General features: G+C 66.9%; 24 protein-coding genes. 10 read left to right on the top strand and 14 right to left on the bottom strand.

What is annotated here, in order from left to right; all coding sequences use genetic code 11:
• Positions 1-2: 2 nt before the first annotated feature.
• The 3 genes from ADBZ6K_RS10585 to ADBZ6K_RS10575 all read right to left on the bottom strand — a co-directional run bounded on the left by ADBZ6K_RS10585 (position 3) and on the right by ADBZ6K_RS10575 (position 2,980).
• On the bottom strand, positions 3-1,088 hold the full coding sequence (locus ADBZ6K_RS10585; RefSeq protein ID WP_526346260.1) for a TobH protein: 1,086 nt from the start codon (positions 1,086-1,088) through the stop codon (positions 3-5).
• Positions 1,085-2,485, bottom strand: a complete 1,401-nt coding sequence (locus ADBZ6K_RS10580) for a phosphomannomutase/phosphoglucomutase (protein WP_526346258.1) — start codon at positions 2,483-2,485, stop codon at positions 1,085-1,087. The genes ADBZ6K_RS10585 and ADBZ6K_RS10580 overlap by 4 nt, the downstream gene beginning before the upstream one ends.
• Before the next feature lie 75 nt (positions 2,486-2,560).
• On the bottom strand, positions 2,561-2,980 hold the full coding sequence (locus ADBZ6K_RS10575; protein WP_526346256.1) for a DUF3499 family protein: 420 nt from the start codon (positions 2,978-2,980) through the stop codon (positions 2,561-2,563).
• Between the two features lie 131 nt (positions 2,981-3,111).
• Here ADBZ6K_RS10575 and ADBZ6K_RS10570 point away from each other — a divergent pair, with 131 nt between their 5' ends.
• The gene (locus ADBZ6K_RS10570; RefSeq protein ID WP_526346347.1) at positions 3,112-3,534 is read left to right on the top strand and encodes a metallopeptidase family protein; all 423 of its coding nucleotides are present in this window, start codon (positions 3,112-3,114) and stop codon (positions 3,532-3,534) included.
• Between the two features lie 30 nt (positions 3,535-3,564).
• On the opposite strand, the gene ADBZ6K_RS10565 is transcribed toward ADBZ6K_RS10570, so the two are convergent.
• Positions 3,565-3,852, bottom strand: a complete 288-nt coding sequence (locus tag ADBZ6K_RS10565) for a WhiB family transcriptional regulator (protein WP_526346345.1) — start codon at positions 3,850-3,852, stop codon at positions 3,565-3,567.
• Positions 3,853-4,305: 453 nt separating this feature from the next.
• On the opposite strand from ADBZ6K_RS10565, the gene cofD reads away from it, so the two are divergent.
• The 3 genes from cofD to ADBZ6K_RS10550 all read left to right on the top strand — a co-directional run bounded on the left by cofD (position 4,306) and on the right by ADBZ6K_RS10550 (position 7,326).
• Positions 4,306-5,334: a 2-phospho-L-lactate transferase gene (cofD, locus tag ADBZ6K_RS10560; RefSeq protein ID WP_526346254.1), complete on the top strand. Its 1,029-nt coding sequence runs from the start codon at positions 4,306-4,308 to the stop codon at positions 5,332-5,334.
• Entirely contained in the window at positions 5,331-6,671 is a 1,341-nt protein-coding gene (locus ADBZ6K_RS10555; protein ID WP_526346252.1) for a coenzyme F420-0:L-glutamate ligase, read from the top strand. Before cofD ends, ADBZ6K_RS10555 begins: the two co-directional genes overlap by 4 nt.
• A gap of 70 nt (positions 6,672-6,741) precedes the next feature.
• Positions 6,742-7,326 (top strand): NUDIX hydrolase, encoded by a 585-nt coding sequence (locus ADBZ6K_RS10550; protein WP_526346250.1) that lies wholly within the window; start codon positions 6,742-6,744, stop codon positions 7,324-7,326.
• Here the strand turns inward: ADBZ6K_RS10550 and manB are convergent.
• The 3 genes from manB to rfbD are packed head-to-tail and all read right to left on the bottom strand — an operon-like array spanning position 7,308 to position 10,190.
• Complete coding sequence (manB, locus tag ADBZ6K_RS10545; RefSeq protein ID WP_526346343.1) at positions 7,308-8,396, bottom strand: mannose-1-phosphate guanylyltransferase ManB; 1,089 nt, start codon at positions 8,394-8,396, stop codon at positions 7,308-7,310. The genes ADBZ6K_RS10550 and manB overlap by 19 nt on opposite strands.
• A gap of 1 nt (position 8,397) precedes the next feature.
• The gene (locus tag ADBZ6K_RS10540) at positions 8,398-9,285 is read right to left on the bottom strand and encodes a glycosyltransferase family 2 protein (RefSeq protein WP_526346341.1); all 888 of its coding nucleotides are present in this window, start codon (positions 9,283-9,285) and stop codon (positions 8,398-8,400) included.
• A gap of 23 nt (positions 9,286-9,308) precedes the next feature.
• Complete coding sequence (gene rfbD, locus ADBZ6K_RS10535) at positions 9,309-10,190, bottom strand: dTDP-4-dehydrorhamnose reductase (RefSeq protein ID WP_526346248.1); 882 nt, start codon at positions 10,188-10,190, stop codon at positions 9,309-9,311.
• Positions 10,191-10,257: 67 nt separating this feature from the next.
• Between rfbD and ADBZ6K_RS10530 the strand changes: the two genes are divergently transcribed.
• The 3 genes from ADBZ6K_RS10530 to ADBZ6K_RS10520 all read left to right on the top strand — a co-directional run bounded on the left by ADBZ6K_RS10530 (position 10,258) and on the right by ADBZ6K_RS10520 (position 13,584).
• On the top strand, positions 10,258-11,724 hold the full coding sequence (locus ADBZ6K_RS10530; RefSeq protein WP_526346246.1) for an LCP family protein: 1,467 nt from the start codon (positions 10,258-10,260) through the stop codon (positions 11,722-11,724).
• Positions 11,725-11,740: 16 nt separating this feature from the next.
• Positions 11,741-12,457: a TIGR03089 family protein gene (locus tag ADBZ6K_RS10525; protein WP_526346244.1), complete on the top strand. Its 717-nt coding sequence runs from the start codon at positions 11,741-11,743 to the stop codon at positions 12,455-12,457.
• 278 nt (positions 12,458-12,735) lie between these two features.
• The gene (locus ADBZ6K_RS10520; RefSeq protein ID WP_526346242.1) at positions 12,736-13,584 is read left to right on the top strand and encodes a biotin--[acetyl-CoA-carboxylase] ligase; all 849 of its coding nucleotides are present in this window, start codon (positions 12,736-12,738) and stop codon (positions 13,582-13,584) included.
• Here ADBZ6K_RS10520 and ADBZ6K_RS10515 read toward each other — a convergent pair.
• The 3 genes from ADBZ6K_RS10515 to ADBZ6K_RS10505 all read right to left on the bottom strand — a co-directional run bounded on the left by ADBZ6K_RS10515 (position 13,548) and on the right by ADBZ6K_RS10505 (position 16,813).
• Positions 13,548-14,717: an acyl-CoA dehydrogenase gene (locus ADBZ6K_RS10515; protein WP_526346240.1), complete on the bottom strand. Its 1,170-nt coding sequence runs from the start codon at positions 14,715-14,717 to the stop codon at positions 13,548-13,550. The two genes, ADBZ6K_RS10520 and ADBZ6K_RS10515, sit on opposite strands and share 37 nt — an antisense overlap.
• A 381-nt stretch (positions 14,718-15,098) precedes the next feature.
• On the bottom strand, positions 15,099-15,614 hold the full coding sequence (gene purE, locus ADBZ6K_RS10510; RefSeq protein WP_526346238.1) for a 5-(carboxyamino)imidazole ribonucleotide mutase: 516 nt from the start codon (positions 15,612-15,614) through the stop codon (positions 15,099-15,101).
• Entirely contained in the window at positions 15,611-16,813 is a 1,203-nt protein-coding gene (locus tag ADBZ6K_RS10505; RefSeq protein ID WP_526346236.1) for a 5-(carboxyamino)imidazole ribonucleotide synthase, read from the bottom strand. The genes purE and ADBZ6K_RS10505 overlap by 4 nt, the downstream gene beginning before the upstream one ends.
• A 102-nt stretch (positions 16,814-16,915) precedes the next feature.
• On the opposite strand from ADBZ6K_RS10505, the gene ADBZ6K_RS10500 reads away from it, so the two are divergent.
• Entirely contained in the window at positions 16,916-17,575 is a 660-nt protein-coding gene (locus ADBZ6K_RS10500; RefSeq protein ID WP_526346234.1) for a GtrA family protein, read from the top strand.
• On the opposite strand, the gene ADBZ6K_RS10495 is transcribed toward ADBZ6K_RS10500, so the two are convergent.
• From ADBZ6K_RS10495 to ADBZ6K_RS10485, 3 genes are all read right to left on the bottom strand, one after another.
• Entirely contained in the window at positions 17,530-18,048 is a 519-nt protein-coding gene (locus tag ADBZ6K_RS10495) for a PH domain-containing protein (protein WP_526346232.1), read from the bottom strand. The genes ADBZ6K_RS10500 and ADBZ6K_RS10495 overlap by 46 nt on opposite strands.
• 20 nt (positions 18,049-18,068) lie before the next feature.
• The gene (locus tag ADBZ6K_RS10490) at positions 18,069-19,439 is read right to left on the bottom strand and encodes a PE-PPE domain-containing protein (RefSeq protein WP_526346230.1); all 1,371 of its coding nucleotides are present in this window, start codon (positions 19,437-19,439) and stop codon (positions 18,069-18,071) included.
• 182 nt (positions 19,440-19,621) lie between these two features.
• Positions 19,622-21,076, bottom strand: a complete 1,455-nt coding sequence (locus ADBZ6K_RS10485; protein WP_526346228.1) for a sugar transferase — start codon at positions 21,074-21,076, stop codon at positions 19,622-19,624.
• Between the two features lie 405 nt (positions 21,077-21,481).
• On the opposite strand from ADBZ6K_RS10485, the gene ADBZ6K_RS10480 reads away from it, so the two are divergent.
• Both ADBZ6K_RS10480 and ADBZ6K_RS10475 read left to right on the top strand, forming a co-directional pair.
• Positions 21,482-21,877: a chromosome condensation protein CrcB gene (locus tag ADBZ6K_RS10480; protein WP_526346226.1), complete on the top strand. Its 396-nt coding sequence runs from the start codon at positions 21,482-21,484 to the stop codon at positions 21,875-21,877.
• Positions 21,877-22,266 (top strand): hypothetical protein, encoded by a 390-nt coding sequence (locus tag ADBZ6K_RS10475; RefSeq protein WP_526346224.1) that lies wholly within the window; start codon positions 21,877-21,879, stop codon positions 22,264-22,266. The genes ADBZ6K_RS10480 and ADBZ6K_RS10475 overlap by 1 nt, the downstream gene beginning before the upstream one ends.
• 9 nt (positions 22,267-22,275) lie before the next feature.
• Here ADBZ6K_RS10475 and ADBZ6K_RS10470 read toward each other — a convergent pair whose 3' ends face one another.
• Positions 22,276-22,815, bottom strand: a complete 540-nt coding sequence (locus ADBZ6K_RS10470; RefSeq protein WP_526346222.1) for a YdcF family protein — start codon at positions 22,813-22,815, stop codon at positions 22,276-22,278.
• Positions 22,816-22,827 lie beyond the last annotated feature (12 nt).

Genomic DNA, 22,827 nt, shown 5'->3' with positions numbered 1-22,827 from the left:
GATCAACCTCGAACCAGTCGCAGGTAGACGGCCGCCATCTCCAGCCGCACGGCCAACATCGCCAATTGCTGTTCGGGGCGGCCGGCGGGCCGCGACGTACCAGCGCCGTCGGCAGCGCCGGGCACATCGAACGCATCGATGACGTCGATTCCATCGAAACCGCTCACGCGTGCCGTGACAGCGGGCCTGTCGGCGTCGGTCGTCAGCACGAAGGTCCGGACCTGGGCCGGTAACGGGCCATCGAGCTCCTCGTCGTGGAACAGCGACCGCTCGTAGTCCACGCCCGAACGCCCAAGCCCCATGCGCATCGCCACGAGCACATCACCCAGCCCGACCGCGGCAACCGTGTCCTGGGCGATGCGCAGCATGGCCGCGGCGCCGTGCCTGGCCAGCGCGAGCATCGCGGCGTTGTCGCCGGCGAGCACCACGGACCTCCCCGACATCCGGTCGGCCAGCGATTTGGCGGGGTTGGTGAACAGCTCGCGTCCCGCGCTGTTGCGCAACACCTCGGCGTCCAGCTCGTCGGCCATCACAGCCAGGTCCGACCGCAGGCCTGGGTTCACGATCGACAGCGCGCCGAGGCCGGCGGCGAGGTAGTGGGCGAGCGCGAAATCGTCGGAGACGGCCACACGCGGGGCGACGCAGACCGATCGCCCGACGGTGACGTCGCGCAGCGGTCCCTCGTAGGGGGCGACGACGACCACCCGCGCGCCGCGCCGCACCCCGGTGGCGGCAGCGGCGACCAGCACCGGGTCGCCTGGGTCATCGCCGGCCACGATGAGGACGTCAAGGGCGCCGATCCACGGTGGAGCTTCGGCGGCGACCACGATCGGAGACGCCGAGGACGCACCGAGTGCGGCCGCCAGCATCGCCCCCGCAGACTCGGCGGTGCCGCGCCCGGCCACCCAGATCACGGTGCGCGGCGGTTGACCTGAGCGCAACGAGTCAAGGTCCGCCTCATCGAGCGCCGCCGCGGCGGCGCGTACCTGCGCCCCCGCCATCGAGGCGGCACGCAGCAAGCCGTGCCGGTCGGCGGCCAGTAAGCCGTCGCCGTCGTCGAGATCGACGATGGCGCGGGTCACGTTCACGGCGCGGCTCCGCCTTGGGAGGCGATGGTGGTGGATACCTGCCCGACAACCCCGTCGACCTCTTCTTCGGTGCGGGCCTCGACGTTGAGCCGCAGCAGCGGCTCGGTGTTGGACGTGCGCAGATTGAACCAATTGCCGCCGCCCAGGTCGACCGTCACCCCGTCGAGGTGGTCGATGGAGTGGATGCGAGGGCCGAACGCGCTGAGCACCGCGTCCACGCACGCGGCTGCGTCACTGACCGTGAAATTGATCTCACCCGAGGCGGCGTAGCGCTCGTAGTCGGCCATCAACTCCGAGAGCGGCCGCTCCTGCTCACCGAGCGCCGACAACACGTGAAGCGCGGCGAGCATCCCGGAGTCGGCACCCCAGAAGTCCCGGAAGTAGTAGTGGGCGGAATGCTCACCGCCGAATATCGCTCCGGTGTCGGCCATCAAAGCCTTGATGTAGGAGTGCCCCACACGCGACCGCACCGGGGTGCCGCCACGCTCCACGACGAGTTCCGGGACGGCACGCGAGGTGATGAGGTTGTGAATCACCGTTGCGCCGGTCTCACGATTGAGCTCCCTGGCGGCCACGAGGGCGGTCACCGCCGACGGCGACACCGGCTGGCCCTTTTCGTCGACGACGAAGCAACGGTCGGCGTCACCGTCGAATGCCAAACCGATGTCGGCACCGGTGGCGACCACATGCGCCTGCAGGTCGACAAGGTTGGCCGGATCCAGCGGGTTGGCTTCGTGGTTGGGGAACGTGCCGTCCAGCTCGAAGTACAGCGGCAGCGCGGTGATCGCCTCGATCGGCCCGAGCACCGCAGGCGTCGTGTGGCCTGCCATACCGTTGCCGGCGTCGACGGCGACCCGCAGCGGATGCAGGGCGCTCACGTTGACCAGCGATCGCAGGTAAGTGCCGTACTCGGCCAGGACGTCACGGTCGTCGGCGGTCCCCGGAGACCCGTCGTACTCCGGGATGCCCGCAATGACGTCCTCGGAGATAGCGGTCAGCCCGGTGTCCTTTCCGACCGGCTTGGCGCCCGCACGGCACAGTTTGATGCCGTTGTAGGCCGCCGGGTTGTGACTGGCCGTGAACATGGCACCCGGGCACTCGAGCAGCCCCGACGCGAAGTACAGCTGATCGGTCGACGCGAGCCCGATCCTTACGACGTCCAGGCCCTGCGCCATCACGCCTTCGGCAAACGCATTCGCCAGTGCCGGCGAACTTGACCGCATATCGTGGCCGACGACGACCTGCTTGGATCCGCGTCCGGCTGCCTCATCGCGAACCAGCCGCGCGAAGGCGCCGCCGACATCAGCCACGAAGAGCTCGTTGATCTCCTCGCCAACCAAGCCGCGCACGTCGTACGCCTTGATGACACGATGAACCGCCGCGGCCGGCCAGGACATAAGACTCCTCGCAACAAAGATCGTTGCCGTCAGCCTAACCGCCGCGGCGCTACGACGCCTCGGCTACCTCGTCGGCTACTCCGCCGGATCGGGCAACACACGCAGGTGGCCGCGTCTGCGGCCGGTCGATTCCGGTCGCCTGGCGGGGGCCGCCATCACCGAGCCGCCGTGCACGCCGGTGGCGGGGTCGGAAAAGCCGGCGACCATGCCGTTGACGGGGGCGGCACCGTCGCGCCCCTCCCGTACCGCGTCGGCCAACGCCACCAGATCATCCTCGTCGGGGTGGGACGGCAGCGGTCCGGCGTGCCGAACCAGTTCCCAACCGCGGGGCGCGGTGATCCTGCTGGCATGCCCGACGCACAGGTCCCAGGAGTGCGGCTCGGCCACGATGGCCAGCGGACCGACCACGGCAGTGGAATCGGAGTAGACGAACGTCAGCGTCGCCACCGCATAGTGGGGGCACCCGGGCCGGCAGCAGCGACGGGGAGCATTCACGGACGAGAGGTTATCGTGCGGAAACGCCGCGAGGGCACGGACACGCGCAGCGTCGGGACGGCCGATCTCCAACCGTTACGATCAGTCGCGTGGCCGAGCGTAACCATCGGGTATCGCGCCGCGGCCGGGATTTGCGCGGCCCGCTGCTACCTCCGACGGTGCCGGGCTGGCGCAGCCGGGCTGAGCGGTTTGACATGGCGGTGCTCGAAGCCTACGAGCCCATCGAGCGACGCTGGCAGGACCGGGTGTCCGCGCTCGACGTCGCGGTGGACGAGATTCCCCGCATCGCGCCGAAGGATCCCGATAGCGTGCAGTGGCCCGCGGAGGTGGTGGCTGACGGGCCGATCGCCCTCGCCCGCCTCATACCCGCCGGCGTCGACGTCCGCGGTAACGCAACGCGGGCGCGGATCGTGTTGTTCCGCAAGCCCATCGAGCGCCGCGCGAAGGACAGCGAAGAACTCGCCGAGCTGTTGCACGAGGTGCTGGTGGCGCAGGTGGCCACCTATTTGGGAGTCGAACCTTCTGTCATCGATCCGACGATCGACGACGACTGACGTCGTTCGTTGAATGCCAGGTGCCGGACGTCAGATGATGCCGCGCTTGAGCCTGCGGCGCTCCCTCTCGGACAGGCCACCCCAGATACCGAAGCGTTCGTCATGGGCGAGCGCGTACTCCAGGCACGCATCGCGCACCTCACACCCCATGCAGATCCGCTTCGCCTCGCGAGTCGAGCCTCCCTTCTCGGGGAAGAACGCCTCGGGATCTGTTTGCGCACACAATGCGCGGTCTTGCCATTGATCTTCGGTAGTTGCCGGTTCAACATCGAACTGGTCCGGGACCAAACTCAATTGAGGACGTCCCGCTGCCCCCATCGGTGTCTGCCCGGTGTCGATGTGCGGTGCACTGCCCACTGAGCCGTACATCCGGCTGTCAAACCGGACTAGACGATCGAAATCGCTTCGCTCATAAGACATGTCCCGCCTCCTCACTCGGTCTCGTAGGTCCTCAATGGAGCCCCACTGTGGTGACGTGCGGCCGTCTCAATCGAACAAATGGTCGAATCTCGGTATGCGGCACCGGAATCGGGAGCCAACCGGGAAATGACACTGGTGTGATTACACACGCGTTAGCTGCCGCGGTCAAGCGCAGGAACAGGAATTCATACCATCTCGTGACACGAATTCGGCGCGTCGTTTCATCGGCGTGTCCTTGGCGTGACGCGCGCCGCCCGTGCGCCCCTTTCGACGGCCGGTTCACATCCGGGTCTGCGTGCCCTCACAGCCGGTCCAAACCCACTTTCGTGCGGAGGCCTAATGTCGAACGCTGTGAAGGTCACTGTTTTGGTCGGCGGGGTCGGCGGGGCCCGGTTCCTGCTGGGAGTGCAGGCCCTGCTGGGGATCGGCGGCGGCAGCCGCCAATCCGAACACAGCGGCGCGAGCCCGTCAGACGCCGGCGGCGATCATGAACTTACCGCGGTGGTCAATATCGGCGACGACGCCTGGATGTTCGGCGTTCGCATCTGTCCGGATCTCGACACCTGCATGTACACGCTCGGCGGCGGAATCGACCCCGACCGCGGCTGGGGCCATCGCAACGAAACGTGGAACGCCAAGGAGGAACTCGCCGCCTACGGTGTGCAGCCCGATTGGTTCGGCCTCGGCGATCGCGACCTCGCCACGCATCTCGTCCGCAGCCAGATGCTGCGTGCGGGCTATCCGCTCTCGCAGGTGACCGAGGCGCTCTGCGCGCGGTGGTCACCCGGGGCGCACCTGCTGCCTGCCAGCGACGACCGCAGCGAAACCCATGTCGTGATCACCGACCCCGCCGACGGCGAGCGCCGCGCGATTCACTTCCAGGAATGGTGGGTGCGGTACCGCGCGAAGGTTCCCACCCACGGTTTCGCGTTCGTCGGCGCGGACAAGGCGACCGCAGGGCCCGGCGTCACCGAGGCCATCGCCAACGCGGACGTGGTGCTGTTGGCTCCGTCGAACCCGGTGGTCAGCATCGGTGCGATCGTGGCCGTTCCCGGCATTCGCGGTGCGCTGCGTTCCACATCGGCGCCGGTGATCGGCTACTCTCCCATCATCGGCGGAAAACCGTTGCGCGGCATGGCCGATGAGTGCCTGTCCGTCATCGGCGTCGAATCGACCTCGGAAGCTGTCGGTCGCCATTACGGGGCCCGGTCGGACACCGGGTTGCTCGACGGCTGGCTGATACACGAGGGCGACAGCGCGCAGGTCGACGGGGTCGACGTCCGCGCCGTTCCGCTGCTGATGACCGATCCCCAAGCCACCGCCGAGATGGTGCGCGCGGGAATGGAATTGGCGGGCGTCACCGGGGGCATGCGGCCATGACCGAACACGGTTCGGCGGCGGCCATCGAGGTACATCCCGTGGCCGGACTGCCGGAGTTCCGACCCGGGGATGATCTAGCCGGTGCCATCGCCGCCGCCGCGCCCTGGGTGCTCGACGGCGACGTCGTGGTGGTCACCAGCAAAGTCGTGTCCAAGGTCGAGGGCCGAATCGTCGCCGCGCCAAGCGACAGTGACGAGCGGGATGCGTTGCGGCGCAAACTAATCGATGCCGAAGCAGTACGGGTGCTGGCACGCAAGGGCCGCACCCTCATCACCGAGAACGCCCTCGGTCTTGTGCAGGCCGCAGCTGGAGTCGACGGTTCCAACGTCGACTCGACGGAACTTGCCTTGCTGCCGGTGGATCCCGATGCCAGTGCCGCGGCGTTGCGAGCGAACCTGCACGGCCTCCTCGGGGTCACCGTTGGCGTGGTGGTCACCGACACGATGGGCCGCGCATGGCGGAACGGCCAGACCGACGTTGCGATCGGTGCCGCGGGCCTGACGGTGCTGCACGGCTATGCCGGGGCACGCGACAGCCATGGCAACGAACTGTTCGTCACCGAGGTGGCCGTCGCCGACGAGATCGCCGCGGCCGCCGATTTGGTCAAGGGCAAGCTCACCGGCCTGCCCGTCGCGGTGGTGCGCGGATTGAAGTTGCGCGACAACGGATCCAATGCGCGAACTCTCGTGCGCGCCGGCGAGGAGGATCTCTTCTGGCTCGGGACCGAGGAGGCACTGACCCTCGGTCGCCAGCAGGCCCAGCTGCTCCGCCGATCGGTCCGCGCGTTCACCACCGAACCGGTGCAGGCGGATCTCATCGAGGCCGCGGTCGGCGAGGCGCTGACCGCTCCCGCACCCCATCACACCCGCCCGGTGCGATTCGTGTGGGTGCAGGACGGCGGCGCTCGCACCCGGCTGCTGGACCGGATGCAGGAGAGGTGGAAAGCCGATCTCAGCGCCGACGGCAGGACGCCCGACGCCGCCGAACGTCGTGTGGCTCGCGGTCAGATCCTCTACGACGCACCGGAATTGATGATCCCGTTCATGGTGCCCGACGGCGCACACAGCTATCCCGACCCGAGGCGCACGGCCGCCGAGCACACGATGTTCACCGTCGCCGTCGGCGCGGCGGTCCAGGGTCTGCTGGTGGCACTGGCGGTGCGGGGCGTTGGCAGCTGCTGGGTCGGGTCGACGATCTTCGCCGCGGACCTGGTGCGAGACCAGCTCGGACTGCCGGAGGAGTGGGAACCGCTCGGCGCGATCGCGATCGGATACCCGCGTAACCCGTCACCCCCGCGCGGCCCGGTTCCGACCGACGGCCTCCTGCTGAGACGATGACCCCTCCCCCAGCGATTTCGGCGCGCTTTCGTGCGCTCACCGTCGAAAAGCGCGCCGAAATCGCGGAGCGATGACCGGCTTGCACGCGTCGGTCGTCGCACTCCTCACCTCGTGGGATGCCCCCGATCCCGCACAGGACGCACTGCGGCATGCGGTGCTGTCGTTCCTGATCGCCCGGCCTGACGCCTGCATGCGCGAGTGCGTGCCCGGCCATATCACCGCGTCGACGCTGGTACTCGACGCGGCGGGCACCCACGCGCTGCTCACCCTGCACCCCCGTTTCGGCCGCTGGCTGCAACTGGGCGGACACTGCGAGCCCACCGACACCGACATCCACGCCGCGGCGCTTCGGGAGGCGACCGAGGAGTCAGGGATAGAAGGGCTGACGGTCGACCCCGAACTGGCGGCCCTGCATGTACACCCCGTCACCTGCTCGTTGGGTCAGCCGACCCGACATCTCGACGTGCAGTTCCTGATGCACGCCCCGCCAGGCGCCGAGATCAGTTGCAGCGACGAATCATTGGACCTGCGGTGGTGGCCGATGGACGCGTTACCGCATGACATGGACTTCGGCCTGACCCAGCTCGCCGACGCGGCCCGCCTGCGCCGGGACGGCGGGCGGGGGCGCAGAGCCCGTCACACGTCAGATGAGTAGCGGATGCCGCCGTCGGGGATGGTGACGCCGGGCCAGACCCGCGCACCGCGCAACAGCTCGCACCGCGCGCCGATGTCGGCGCCGTCTCCGATGACACCGTCGCGGATCAGTGCCCGCGGCCCGATCCGGGTTCCGAAGCCGATGATCGACCGCTCGATCACCGAGCCGGCCTCAACCCGGACGCCGTCGAAGATCACCGCGCCGTCCAGCCGCGCGCCCGCGCCGATCTCCGCGCCACGCCCGACCACGGTGCCGCCGATGAGCACCGCGCCCGGCGCGACGGCGGCTCCGTCGTGGACGAGCGACTCCCCGCGGTGGCCGTGCAGAGCGGGCGATGGGGCGATCCCCCGGACCAGGTCGGCGGAACCGCGGACGAAGTCCTCCGGGGTGCCCATGTCACGCCAATAGGTGGCGTCGACGTAGCCACACACCCGCAGGCCGGCGGCGAGCATCGACGGGAACACCTCGCGCTCCACCGATGAGGCGCGCCCGACGGGAATGCGATCGATCACCTCGCGCCTGAAGACGTAGCAGCCGGCGTTGACCTGATCGGTCGGCGGGTCCTCGGTCTTCTCCAGGAAGGCGGTGACCACGCCGTCGCCATCGGTCGGCACGCAGCCGAAGGCGCGGGGATCGCCCACCCGCACCAGGTGCAGGGTGACGTCGGCCCCGTGAGTGATGTGGTGATCCAGCAGCGCACCGAGATCCGCACCGGACAGCACATCGCCGTTGAACACCATCGCGGTGTCGTAGCGCAGCTTGTCCTTCACGTTGGCGATCGCGCCGCCGGTCCCCAGAGGCTCGGTCTCGGTGACGTAATCGATCTGCAGCCCGAGCCCGGACCCGTCGCCGAACTCGGCCTCGAACACCCGGGCCTTGTAGGAAGTGCCGAGCACGACATGCTCGATGCCCGCCGCGGCGATGCGCGACAGCAGATGGGTCAGGAACGGCAGCCCCGCCGTCGGCAGCATCGGCTTCGGAGCGGACAAGGTGAGTGGGCGAAGCCGGGTGCCCTGGCCACCGACCAGGACGACGGCGTCGACCTTCGACCGATCGACCGCGTCGGACACCTCAGCCACGCCCTTTCGCCTGCTTGCGTCGGCAACCCTGTTTACGTCGGGAACTCTGCACCGCCAGACCGCTTCGCGCGGCAAGGGCGCCCCGTATCGTCCATCGCAGCGGCGCCTGCCACCGCCTCGGATACCGATCCGCGAGGAAAGTGTAGGTACTGGTGTGATGGGCCGCCAGGTTGCGGGCCGGGTCACGACCGGTGGAGTGACCCTTGTCGTGCAGAACCTCCGCCGAGGGCACGTATACGTTCTGCCAGCCCGCCTTTCCCAGGCGATCTCCCAAGTCGACGTCCTCCATATACATGAAGTAGCGCTCGTCGAAGCCACAGACCTCATCGAAGGCGTCACGGCGCAGCAACAGGCACGAACCAGACAGCCAGCCGACGGACCGTTCGCTGGGGTCCAGCCGGTCCTGTCGGTACGCAGCCGTCCACGGATTGTCGGCCCACCACGGCCCCACCACCGCGTGCATGCCACCACGGACCAGGCTCGGCTGGTGGCGAGCCGACGGATACACCGATCCGTCGGGGTCGCGGATCAGGGGGCCGAGCGCACCCGCGGTCGGCCAGCGTACGGTCGCCGCCAGCAGCGCGTCGATGGACCCGGGCCCCCATTGCACGTCGGGGTTGGCCACGATGAAGAAGTCGACCCCCGGCACATCCTGAAGATTGGCGGCCACCGCACGATTGACCGCCCTTCCGTAGCCCAGGTTCGAACCGGTGCGAAACAGCCGGACGTTGGGATAGCGCCGCTCGGCCGCCTCCGGATACCCGTCGGTCGACCCGTTGTCCGCCATGACGACCGTGACCGGCCGTTCGGTGGCGTGCGCCAGCGACGCCAGGAATCGGTCGAGATGCGGACCCGGGGAGTACGTCACCGTGACCACCATCAGGGGCCGGGCCGCTCCGTCACTCACGGCGTAGAGGGTAGCGGGCGAACGTCGGCGAGCGCTGCGGTGAGGGCCTCGCGCCACGGCCGAAGGGGGGTGAGGCCCGCCTGCGCCGAGCGCACACCCGACAGCGCCGAGTACATCGGCCGCGGGGCCGGACGCGGATGGCGGTTCGTGCCGACGGGGCGGATCCGCTCGGGATCGGCACCGATCTCTTCGAATACTGCCCTGGCCTGCTCATAGCGGCTCACCGCGCCCTTGTTGGCGGCGTGCAGCACGGGTTCCCGGATCGCGCCGTCGGCCACCTCGAGCAGCGCGCCCGCCAGGTCCGAGACGTAGGTCGGGGAGCTCACTTGGTCCGCCACCACGTCGACCGTCCCTTCGCCGGGGGCGAGGCGGCGGATGGCGGCCACGAAGTCCGCCCCGTCGCGGCCCTCGAAGATCCACGCGGTCCGGACGATGTGTGCGTCGGGCATGGCGGCCAGCACCGCGAACTCACCTGCGAGTTTGGTGCGCCCGTACACGCCGAGCGGACCGGGCTCGTCATCGAGCTCGTACGGCCGCGGCTCGGCGCCCCCGAAGTCTCCGCTGAACACATAGTCGGTCGAGATGTGAACGAGTTCCGCGCCCGCGCGAGCGCATGCGTGCGCGACATTCTCGGCGCCGACGCTGTTGACCGCGTGCGCGCGGTCCGGATCGGCCTCGGCCCGATCGACCTGGGTATAGGCCGCGCAGTTGACCACCACGTCACCGGCGGCCACGAAACGCTCGGGCGCGGCTGGATCTGTGATGTCACACTGCGCCGACGTCAGCGTCAGCACCTCACGCCCTTGCCGGGCCGCCTGACCAGCCAAGACGCGGCCGACCATACCTCCGGCGCCGGTGATCACGATTCGCTGCGACATAGTCATGAGTCTGGCACGCCGCTTGTCGTTACCCATTCTCTGCACGTCTCGCAAGTAGCCTTGGCTGATGCCCGCTCGCCTTCTCCGCACTATCGCCGTGACGATTGCGGTCGTCGTGGTGCTTGGAACCGGGGTGGCGTGGAGCCGGATCCGCTCGTTCGAGTCGGGTATCAACCACATTTCGTCCGCCGCGCTGGGTGAGGGCGGCGATGACGGCGCGGTCGATATCCTGCTCGTCGGGCTTGACAGCCGCACCGACGCCCACGGCAACCCGCTGAGCCAGGACGAGCTGGCCACGCTGCGGGCCGGCGACGATGTCTCGACGAACACCGACACGATCATCCTGGTGCGCATCCCCAACAACGGGCAGTCGGCCACCGCGATCTCCATTCCCCGCGACTCCTATGTCCAGGCTCCCGGCCTGGGCAAGATGAAGATCAACGGTGTATATGGCTCCGTTCACCTGGAGAAGATGAAGGAGCTGGTCGAGACCGACGGCATGGACCCCGCGCTGGCCGCACCGCAGGCCACCGAGGCCGGCCGAGAGGCGCTGATCAAGACGGTCGCCAAACTCACCGGAGTCACCGTCGATCACTACGCCGAGATCGGGCTGCTGGGTTTCGCACTCATCACCGACGCGCTCGGCGGTGTGGATGTGTGCCTGAAAGAGCCTGTCTACGAACCGCTTTCGGGCGCCGATTTCCCGGCCGGCTGGCAGAAGCTGGACGGTCCGCAGGCGCTGAGTTTCGTCCGCCAACGTCACGACCTGCCGCGCGGCGACCTCGACCGGGTCACCCGCCAGCAGGTCGTCATGGCTTCGCTGGCGCACCAGGTGATCTCGAGTAAGACGCTGTCCAGCCCCGCCACGCTGAGCCGGCTGGAGGCCGCCATCCAGCGCTCGGTGGTCCTCTCCGACGACTGGGACATCATGCAGTTCGTCGAACAGTTGCAGAACCTGGCAGGCGGCAACGTGGCATTCGCAACGATCCCCGTGCTGCGCGAGGACGGCTGGAGCGACGATGGGATGCAGAGCGTGGTTCGAGTCGACCCGGATCAGGTCCGCGGGTGGGTGCAGGGACTCCTGCACGATCAGGATGAGGGTAAGACCGACGAATTGGCCTACACGCCAGGCACAACCACGGTCGACGTGATCAACGACACCGATATCAACGGGCTGGCGGCCTCGGTGTCGGAGGCGTTGACCGCCAAGGGGTTCGTGGCGGGCGACGTCGGCAACAACGAGGAGGCCAGGGTCAGTTCCAGTCAGGTCCAGGTAGCCGACGCCGATGACCTTGGCGCCCAGGCGGTCTCCCGCGAGCTCGGCGGCCTGCAGGTGGTCGAGAACTCATCGGTGCGGCCCGGCTCGGTGCGGGTGGTGCTGGCCGACGACTACACCGGCCCCGGTTCGGGGTTGGACGGCGCGAGCGCCGCCCTGACCACCGTCGACCACACCGCGGCAAGCCCGACCGAGACGGCACCGCCGCCGCCCACGATCATCACCGCGGGTGCCGACGATCCGCAGTGCGTGTATTGACGCCGGGCGCACACCGATGACCACCCTGAGTTCGGCGGTGCTGGATCCGCTTCTGGCGTCCGACCCGGCGGGGCCGCGAATCACGTACTACGACGACGCCTCCGGCGAGCGCATCGAGCTATCCACCGTGACGCTGGCCAACTGGGCCGCCAAGACCGCGAACCTACTGCGCGACGAGTTCGGCGGGGGACCCGTCAGCCGGGTGGCGGTGCTGCTGCCGGCCCACTGGCAGACCGCGGCCGTGCTGTTCGGGGTGTGGTGGATCGGGGCGGAGGCGGTACTCGACGGTGGCGACGCCGACATCGCGCTGTGCACCGCCGATCGGTTGGACGAGGCCGACGCAGCCGTCGGCGCCGGCGAGATCGCCGCACTGTCACTCGACCCATTCGGCAAGCCGGTGCCCGGACTGCCGATCGGAGTTACCGACTACGCCACCTCGGTGCGCGTCCACGGCGATCAGGTGATACCCGAACGGAAGCCGGGTCCGGCGCTGGACGGCCGCTCGGTTGCCGACGTCCTCGTCGGCGGCCACGCATCCGCGGCGGCGCAGGGCATCACCGCGGCCGACCGGGTGATGTCGTCGGCCGGCTGGGCGACCGCCGACGAACTACTCGACAACCTGCTGGCCATCTACATCGTCGGTGCTTCGCTCGTTCAGGTCTGCCATCCCGATCCGGCCGCGCAGGAGCGGCGCCGGGTGACGGAGAAGGTGACCCGCGTCCTGGGCCGGTGACATCCGTTGACATCAGGTGACATTCGGCCAACGGGAACGTCGTGGGAATGGGCGCTCGGAAACCTGTGGACTCTGGCGGCGATGGTGTCGTTCGTCTGTGGCTTCGACGCGCTCAACGCATCGTCGCGGCACCAGAGGCAGACTGCTCACGATGTGGAGACGCTGGGCAAACCGCGCACGTGTGGAACACGATGCGAACGGGACGGTCGGCACGGCCGGCGGTCAACAGGCGGGGCGGTCGGTGCGCCGGCACCGGACAGCACGTTAAGGTCGGGGCCATGTCCGACATTGTCCGAAGCCCGTTGGACCAGGCGCGCTTGCAACGCGCAGCGGTGTCAACCGGGGTGTGGCGGCGTCTCGACGTCGTCGCGGAAACCGGCTCGACCAACGCCGATCTGCTCGCCCGCTCGGCGGCGGGAGAGGACATCGCGGGCGCGGTGCTGCTGGCCGAGTACCAGTCGGCCGGACGCGGACGGCACGGTCGCACATGGGTGGCTGCCCCGCGGTCGCAGATCACGATGTCGGTGGGCGTCGACGTCGCAAATGTAGCCCCGGCGTCGTGGGGCTGGATACCGTTGTTGAGTGGTGTCGCGGTGGTGGATACCGTCCGCGAAATCCATGGGGTCTCCCCCACCCTCAAGTGGCCCAACGATGTGCTTGTCGGCTCGGCAAAGCTGGCAGGTATTCTTGCCGAAGTGGCAACTCCGGCGCCCGTCGTGATCGTCGGAATCGGCCTCAATGTGACCCTGACCGCCGATGAAGCCCCAGATTCCGTCGCTACGTCACTGGCCATGCTTGGCGTCACGGACATCGATCGCACCGAGCTGACGGCCCGACTGCTGGCCAATTTGGCAGCGCGATTCGAGCACTGGAAATCGTTGGGCGGGAACGATGCCGACCTCGCCGCCGACTACACGAGCATGAGCAGCACCCTGTCGACTGAGGTGCGCGTGTTGCTTCCCGGGGGCCGGGAGATCACCGGAGTGGCATGTTCGATCGACGATTCGGGCCGGTTGTTGATGAACGAAGGCGATTCAGTGGTGCCGATTTCGGCGGGCGATATCACCCACCTTCGACCCGCTTCCGGCGATCAGCGCAACAGTGCTCGAGACATCACGACGCGCTGAATCTGGTTGGTGCCCTCGTATATCTGAGTGATCTTGGCGTCGCGCATCATCCGCTCGACGGGGAAATCGGTGGTGTAGCCCGCGCCGCCGAACAGCTGGACGGCGTCGGTGGTGACCTCCATCGCCACATCGGAGGCGAAGCACTTCGACGCCGCCGAAATGAAACCGAGATCGCCCTCCCCCCGTTCGGCACGGGCCGCCGCCGAGTAGACCATCAGACGCGCGGCCTCCACCTTCATCGCCATGTCGGCGAGCAGGAACTGCACGCCCTGAAACTCACTGATCGCCTTCCCGAACTGCTTGCGGTCTTTGGTGTAGGCGATGGCAGCGTCCACCGCGCCCTGCGCAATGCCCACTGCCTGAGCGCCGATCGTCGGGCGGGTGTGGTCCAGGGTCGCCAGCGCGGTCTTGAACCCCGTCCCCGGCTCACCGATGATCCGATCCCCCGGGACGCGACAGTTCTCGAAGTACAACTCGGTGGTCGGCGAACCCTTGATCCCGAGCTTCTTCTCCTTGGGCCCCACCGAGAATCCTTCATCGTCCTTGTGCACCATGAACGCGGAAATGCCACTGGCGCCCTTATCCGGATCGGTCACCGCCATCACCGTGTACCACGTCGACTTACCGCCGTTGGTGATCCAGCACTTGGAGCCGTTCAGAATCCAGTCGTCACCGTCGGCGCGCGCCCTGGTGCGCATCGCCGCCGCATCACTGCCGGCCTCCCGTTCCGAAAGCGCGTAGGAGGCCATCATCCCGCCGGTGGCCAGATCCGGCAGCACCTTCTTCTTCAGCTCGTCACTGCCCCTCAGAATGAGCCCCATCGTGCCCAGCTTGTTGACCGCCGGAATCAGCGACGCCGATGCGTCCACCCGCGCAACCTCCTCGATGACGATGCACGCCGCCACCGAATCCGCACCCTGACCGCCGAACTCTTCAGGGATGTGGACCGCGTGGAAACCGGAGGCATTCAACGCATCCAACGCCTCCTGCGGGAAGCGGGCATTCTCATCGACGTCCGCGGCATGCGGCGCGATCTCCTTCTCGCACAAGCCCCGAATCGCCGCGCGCAACTCGTCATGCTCCTCCGGCAGCTTGAACACATCGAACGTTGGATTCCCGGCCCAACCAGCCATCGCAGCCTCCTTATTACTCACGGGTAACGTAACGGTACTCCGGCCTCGGACAGCGAAGGCAGACCAGTGCCGTCACGCCGACTCGCTCCCAGATCTCAGGATTCCATCAGTATCGTTGCGTCTTTGTCTAAGGCAGCGCGAATAATCTGCGTGACATGGACATTCACGTGAACGCAAGCCCGTTCCGAAATCGGGCCGCGTGCGAATGCGGGTGGCTGGGCAGATCGCGGTGGTTCCGCGGATCCGCGTCGGTGGACGCGGGGATTCACGCCGCACACAGTGGTCATGCGCCGGCTCCGACAGCTCTGATGAGCACTTCGGCCGTCCCGCTTCACATACGAGCCTCGTGAGCAAGCGACCGCCTCAGATCGGATACCGCTGTCAGTCGGATGGAGTGCCGAGAATTCGCTGACGAAGCGCCTCGTCCTTCTTTAGTACCAGCTCCTCGAGCGTCGCCTGATACCGCAGCATCTTCTCGCGCAGCGGGATATCGGTGGCTCCGAGAATCCGAACAGCGAGCAGACCGGCGTTACGGGCCCCCCCGATCGAGACGGTTGCCACCGGTACGCCCGCAGGCATCTGCACGATCGACAACAACGAGTCCAGGCCGTCGAGGCGAGCCAGCGGTACCGGCACTCCGATCACCGGCAGCGGGGTTGCCGCGGCGACCATGCCAGGCAGGTGCGCTGCTCCCCCGGCTCCCGCGATGATCACTTCCACACCCCGCGAGGCGGCGCCTTGGGCGTACCTCAACATCCGCTCCGGGGTCCGGTGCGCCGAGATCACCCCGACCTCGAACGGAACCTCGAATTCCGCGAGCGCCTCCGCCGCGTCGGCCATCACCGACCAGTCGCTGTCGCTGCCCATGATCACTCCGATCCGGGGGCTGGTCGTCATCCGTGTGAATCCCATCCGTCGGTCCATTGCGCGTGCGACAGCCAGTGTGCAGCGCGTGCGGCGCGTTCGCGCACGTCGGCCACGTTCTCGCCCGCCTTGCCCACGACGTTGACATGTCCGAGCTTTCGACCCGGCCGTTCGCCTTTGCCGTACAGATGGACCTTGGCGTCGGGCAGGCGGGCAAACAGATGGTGCAGGCGTTCGTCAATGCTCATCGCCGGGGTTTCCGGCGCACCCAGCACGTTCGCCATCACGGTCAGCGGCGCCCGTGCGGAGGTGTCGCCGAGCGGATAGTCCAGCACCGCCCGCAGGTGTTGTTCGAACTGGCTGGTGACGGCGCCGTCCATAGTCCAGTGCCCGGAATTGTGCGGGCGCATCGCCAATTCGTTGACGAGCAGCGTGCCCTCGACAGTCTCGAACAGTTCCACAGCGAGCACGCCGACCACCCCGAGTTCCTCGGCCAGCCGAAGACCCAGCTCCTGGGCGGCGACGATGACGTGATGGGCCAGGTCGGGCGCCGGGGCGATGACCTCGACACAAATGCCGTCCTCCTGCACCGTCTGGACCACCGGCCAGGCCGCACCCTGTCCGAACGGGGACCTCGCGACCAGCGCAGAGAGCTCTCGGCGCATCGACACCCGCTCCTCGACGAGGATCGCGACACCATCGCGGAGGTACTGAGCCGCGATGGCACGGGCCCGCTCGGGGTCGCCGGCCATGATCACACCGCGGCCGTCATAGCCGCCACGAACGGTTTTGATCACCACGGGCCGGTTCACTTCGCGTGCGAAGGCCTCGACGTCCTCCGTCGTCGCGACGGCGCTGAACCGCGGCACCGGCACCCCCAGCTCGGCCAGCCGCCGACGCATGACGAGCTTGTCCTGGGCGTGGAGCAGCGCCGACGGTGGCGGTGCGACGTTGACGCCCTCGGCGACGAGCGTGTCCAGCATGTCCGTGGGCACGTGCTCGTGGTCGAAGGTCATGACGGTGGCGCCGTCGGTGACGCGCCGCAGCGCCGCGAGGTCGGTGTGCGAGCCGATCACGATGTCGGGACTGACCAGGGCGGCGGGATCGGCGCCGTCTACGGCGAGCACACGAAGCGACTGGCCCATGGCGATCGCCGCCTGATGGGTCATCCTGGCGAGCTGTCCGCCGCCGATCATCGCGACCACGGGCGGGTCGTTAGCAGTTCTCGGCACGCCATCATCGTGTCATGGCCGCCCCGGCGGCGTTACGCGGCGACCCGCCCTCGACACGCGACGATTACCGTCACCAGGGACCGGTCCGTACACTGGTTAGTTGTGTCCTTCGCTGATGCCACCGTCGCGCGGCTGCCTCGCCCGCTTCGTCCGTTCGCCGAGCGGCATCATGAGCTCATCAAGTTCGGCATCGTCGGCGCCACCACATTCATCATCGATTCGGCGATTTTCTACACTCTCAAGCTGACGATCCTGGAGCCCAAGCCCGTTACCGCCAAGATCATCGCGGGCATCGTGGCGGTCATAGCGTCGTACATCCTCAATCGGGAATGGAGCTTCCGGGACCGGGGCGGGCGTGAGCGACATCACGAGGCTTTGTTGTTCTTCGGCGTCAGCGGTGTCGGAGTGCTGCTGTCGATGGCGCCGCTCTACTTCTCCAGCTATGTGCTGCAACTGCGGGTGCCCGACGTCTCGCTGACGGTCGAGAACATCGCCGACTTCATCTCGGCATACATCATCGGCAACCTGCTTCAGATGGCGTTCCGGTTCTGGGCGTTCAGACGGTTCGTGTTCCCCGACGAATTCGCCCGGAGCCCAGACAAGGCCCTGGAGTCAGCGCTTACCAGCGGCGGCATCGCTGAGGCCATCGAGGACGAGTACGAACTCCGTCATCGGGACGCCGCGAACGTGACCCCGATGCGCAGGCACCGCGCCGGTCAGCCGGGAGAATCCCCCGACTCCAGGGTGTCGAAGACCTCGTGATATAGCAGCGAGTGGACCTGCTCCACACGCGGAATGTCGTAGAACTCCAGCGGATCCTGTGACGCGGATTCGATCGTGAGCGTGCCCGTGCGCAGAATGCGGTCGAGCAGACCGTGGCTGAACTCGACGCTGTTGATCCGAGCCAGCGGGATGTCGATTCCGCTGCGTGTCAACATCCCGTGGCGGAACATCACTCGGCGGTCGGTGACGACGAAATGCGTCGTCCACCAGCTCAGAAGGGGTGAGGCCACGAACCAGCCGACCAAGATGAGCCAGATGGCCAGCACAACGAGCGACACCACCATCTTGGCCGTCTGATCCCAGCCGGTTTGGTTCACCACTGCCGCGCAGAACGAGGCGATCGCGGTCACCGACAGCAGAACCAGGATCGGGCCGACGAGCCGTTTCCAATGCGGGTGGCGATGCAACACCACCTGCTCACCCTCCGCCAGGACGCTGTCGGGATAACCCACGAGGGCACTCTAAACGACCGCTATGCTGCGTCCTTCACCTCGGGCGCATCGTCAGACCGACTGGTGCGAGTTCGCGTTGGTGCGCCCGGCGAGTCACCGGCCGGGGAACTGACCGGGGCCTTCGGGGCTGCCGGGGCCTTCGCGCCTCTCGGGGCTTCCGGGGCTGTCGAGGGGGCTTTCGGCGGGGCTTTCGGGGGCTCGCTGTCGTCCTCGACCGTCGCACGGCTGACCGGCGAAATCGCCGCGGGCGACGAGGTGTCTACAGCGCCGACCTGCTTCGTTCCCGGCACCGCTTCGCGGGATTCACGGCGTGCTATTGCGGGTCCTGTTGGCCGCTGCGGATCGTCGGCTGTGTTTGCCGATGCTTCGGCGGACACACCCGACCGGCGTGTGCCGTTCTGCGCGCCGGCACCGGGCCGTGCAGACCCAGCGTCGCCTTCGGGCTCCTCCGCACCGGCGACGGTGGTCTGCGTGGATCGTGCCACGCCAATTGTCCCAGTCATCCCAGCTGGGGTTGCCCCGGCCTGCGTGCCGGCAACCGCGTTGCGAATACCCTGCTCCGCGGCCTTGGCCAACGCAGGACCAAGGGCGAGGGTCGCCTCAAGCGATGGCGACACCTTGGCGCTCTGTAGCTGCCCAACAGGGATGGACCGGTCGTAGCCGTAGTCGACCCAGACCTTCAGGGTCGGCTCGACGAGGTCCAGCGCCGGTGTCGGGAATCCCGCGTCGTAGAGCGGTCGGAGCAAGGGCAGGCGCTTAGTGCCGACGGTGACATACTTCGTCCCACCATGCGTTGTGTAGGTCATGTTGGGGTTGTCGACCGCGTCATCCAGATCAGCTTCGTAATAGTTGGTGTGCTGGTACAGGAATGCCATTCCCGAGTTCGCCGTCGCGAGCAAATTCAGCGGGTAGGTGGGGAAGTCCGAGATCGGGTCGTACTCCCAGCTCACGTCCATCAGCGGATAATCGGTGTCCGGATTGGGACCGTCGTAGGTGAAGCCAAGCGCGGATACCAGATCCGGAAAGCGGTTGTAGATCCCCCCGTTGGGCCTGTTCGGACTACCGAGGACGATGAAACTGAGGTCTGCCCGGTGCGGGCTGCCCTTGGCGTCGAGACGACGGATCTCACGAATGATGACATTGGCGCTCGACGAGTAGCCCACGACGACCACATCATCCCCGGGCTGCCCCGCTGCAAACGCCTTCGAGATCGCGGCAGCGATCTTGCCGCGCCCCTCTTCCTGGGAGGCTTCGTAGTCACCGATGTTCGCCGACCACGTGACCTTCTCGAGCTGATAGCCCGGGAAGCCGTACTTCGGGCTTGCCGGATTGAGGTAGCCGTCGAGCTGGTACTCCATGGCCTGACCCTGAGGATTGGAGTTCCCGCCCATCACAAGCACCGTGCCGAGCAGCCGAACGCTGGGAGACGATGGGAGCCAGAGCGCGGCAATGAAGGCCGCCGCAGAAAGCACTACGGCCAGTGACCGCGCTCCGCGCACCCACGATGGATTCCAGCGAACGACGCCGTACGCCGACCCGTGCGTAGACACCGTTGTCCGGGACTCGTGGGTCGTCAGTACGCGCCCGACGGGGCGATCATGGTCTTCACCGTCTTGAAGACGATGACGAAGTCGGCCATCATCGACCAGTTCTCGACGTAGAACAGATCAAGTCGGACCGAGTCCTCCCAGGACAGGTCGGATCGGCCGCTCACCTGCCACAACCCGGTGATGCCGGGGCGGACGAGCAACCGGCGCTTGACATGGTCGTCGTAGGCCACCACCTCACGACCGAGGGGCGGCCGCGGGCCGACAACGCTCATGTCCCGCTTCAGCACATTGATGAATTGGGGCAGCTCATCGATGCTGTACTTGCGCAGGAACTTGCCGACCGGCGTCACACGAGGATCCTGCCGGATCTTGAAGAGGACCCCGCCCTCGGATTCGTTCAGATCTTTCAGCGAATCCACCATGGTGTCAGCGCCGTCGACCATCGTTCGAAACTTCACCATTTGGAACGGCTTACCGTCGAGGCCGATTCGCTCCGAGAGATAGAAGACCGGGCCCCGGCTGGTGAACTTCACCGCGGCGGCGATCACGAGCAGGATCGGTAGCGCCAGCAGCAGGACCGCACCCGAGAAGACGACGTCGAAGGCGCGCTTCTCGAATCGCTTCGCTCCGTTGTACTGCGGCTTCTCGACATGGATGAGGGGCAGACCCGCCACCGGACGCATCGTCAGGCGTGGTCCGGCGACATCGACCACCCCGGGCGCCACCATCAGATCGACGTCAAGTTTCTCGAGTTGCCAAGACAGATCCCGGATCCGGCGGCTGTTGAGCCGTTCGGTCGCGGTGATTGCGACGGCGTGACTTCCCGTGTCGGACAGCGCGGAAAGCACTTCGGCTTCGTCGCCGTAGACCGGAATGGTGCCGACCTGCGGAACGTCGATCGTCTGACGGAAATAATGCCCTGGGACGCAGGCACCGACGACCTGGTAGCCCGCACCTGGGTCGCGGGCAAGTGACCGCGCAAGATCGCGCACCGCGGGCGGATTGCCTACGACGAGCACCCGTGTCATGCAAGTTTCGTGGCGTTTCCGGTTGTTAGCAACCACGTACCGGGCGAAGTACCGCCCCGCGAGCAGTAACACCACGCCCACGGGCAGGGCGATCATGAGGTAGCCCCGCGCGATGTCCAGTTTGAACAGCGTGGACACAATCGCCACCGCGCCGAAGACGGATACCGTGGCCAACCAGACCCGACGGTATTCCTCTGCGCCCGCACCGATGATCCGGCGCGAGCGGGTGCGGAATATCGCCAGCGCCGCAAGCCAACCTGCGGCGATGATGATCGAAACGGTGGTGTATCCGAACTCGCGATAGGTATCGAACGGGCGGTAGGTCAGGTCAGTCCCGAGCAGTCCGCCGAAGCGCACCCACTGGGCGACGCCGACCGCGGCCACAACCGCAACTGCGTCTATCACCAGCAAGCGCTTCGAATACGTTGCGCGCCACAACTGCTGCGGCACGTTGCGCTCCGAAGTCGGCTCCGGCAAACGTTTGTTAGCCTCTGCCGATGTCAAGCGAGTCCCCCTACCATCTACGTGGTCCTTCAGACAAATATGCTTGTTCCGCCGTTGGACTTACTTATCCTCGCAAAGGCCTCGGCATTTCGCGAATTGTGCGATGCGACCTTCGCCACACATGACGTCGCATATTTCGGATCATAATGCTGACGTGGCGATTGTCCAGCAAACGGGGGAATTTCGTTACCCAGCGTTAACGCCGAAGGACCGTTCTGGCCATCGACTGCCGAGTGCGGGCCGTGACCACGCCCGGACGCCCACCCGTGGAGAAGACACCGCGTATGCCGCGCTCCGAGGCCGTATCGCGTTGCTCAGCGCAGTTCGCCGGATGGGATAGCGTTGGCCGCAATGATCATCCCGGGACCCCGCCTGCGCGTGCGCGAAGCGATATGGATCCTCGTTGGCGGCGCTGCCGGTGCGGCGACGCGGTTTCTGTTGAATCGCACCTGGCCGTCACCGCTGGAGAAGCTGCTGATCACAGGCGCCGTCACGATGGTGACGATGCTCGGCATCGGGCTGCTGATGGCACTGCCCTCGAGGCCCTTGGTCCGGATGCTCGCGTGGGGAATCGCCGCCGGCACGGCGAGTGTAAGCGCCTACGCCACCTTGGCTGTGGGCCAAACACCCACGCGCGCAATTGTTTTCGCAGTCTTGCTGCCAGCATGCGCGATCGCTGGCCTCGCCCTCGGCCTCATGACGGGCCTCGCGATCAACGGCCGTACGGAAAACGAAGCCCGGCCCTGATGCAATGGCTGGTGATCTGCTCCGGCGGAGCGCTCGGCGCCTTGCTCGCCGCGACGCTGCTGCGGCGCGGCGAGCAGGGCGGCGACACGTTCCGCACCATCGCATTCAACTGCCTGATCTGTTTCCTGGCGGGCGCCATCGCCGCATCGAGATACACAAGTTTTCTGCCGGTCGGGTCTCTCCTGGGTTCTGGCTTCCTGATCACCGCCGCCCCGATGGCATCGCTGATCCGGTCGGCGAACGAGACGAGGCCGACTGACCTGTGGCCCACGGTACGTGGATTCGCGCGATCCCTGCTGATCAATAGCGTGTACGGATTGGCCTCAGCGGTGCTTGGCTATCTCACTGCCTTCGCAGTTGTGAGCATTGTCTACAAGCTGACGTGGTAGTGGCACCGGTTACCGTTCATCGGCCGAACAGTCCAGCGTGGCCAGTGCCTTCGCGAATGCCAGGAATTGATAAAAGTAGATGTATTCCCACAAGGCAGTGGGCAGGCGATACTGCCGCGGAACGGCGCGCATGATCATCATCGCGGAATCCGCAGTAAAGCAACGTTCAAAGACGTACCGGGTCCGCGGGAGGTGGTATTGCCAGGTGACGACCACCACGCGTTTCCACCGATGCTCCGCCACGAGTTCCTTGATCAGGAGCGCTTCACCGTAGGTCGTTGACGGTTCGGGCCGTCGGCAGATAACCGGGACCTGCGCCTCTCGCGGGTTACACATCGTGCGCATCAGTGAATCCGACGACGGATAGGGATTGGAGAGCACGAGCATCGGAGCGACACCGTCGCGCACCAATTGGCGTCCGTAGGACTCGCGCCCATCGTGCTCACCACCCAGCACAAACACCGCGTCGGCTGGACCGAACGGATCCTGCGGTGCGTTCCGGAAGATCGCTGTCCCGCCGATGCCGAGGAACGCGAGCACCACCACCACGACCGTCCCAAC

The organism is Mycobacterium sp. (assembly GCF_044223235.1).
Taxonomy (GTDB): Bacteria; Actinomycetota; Actinomycetes; order Mycobacteriales; family Mycobacteriaceae; genus Mycobacterium.
This window is presented reverse-complemented; position numbering and strand designations above follow the sequence as displayed.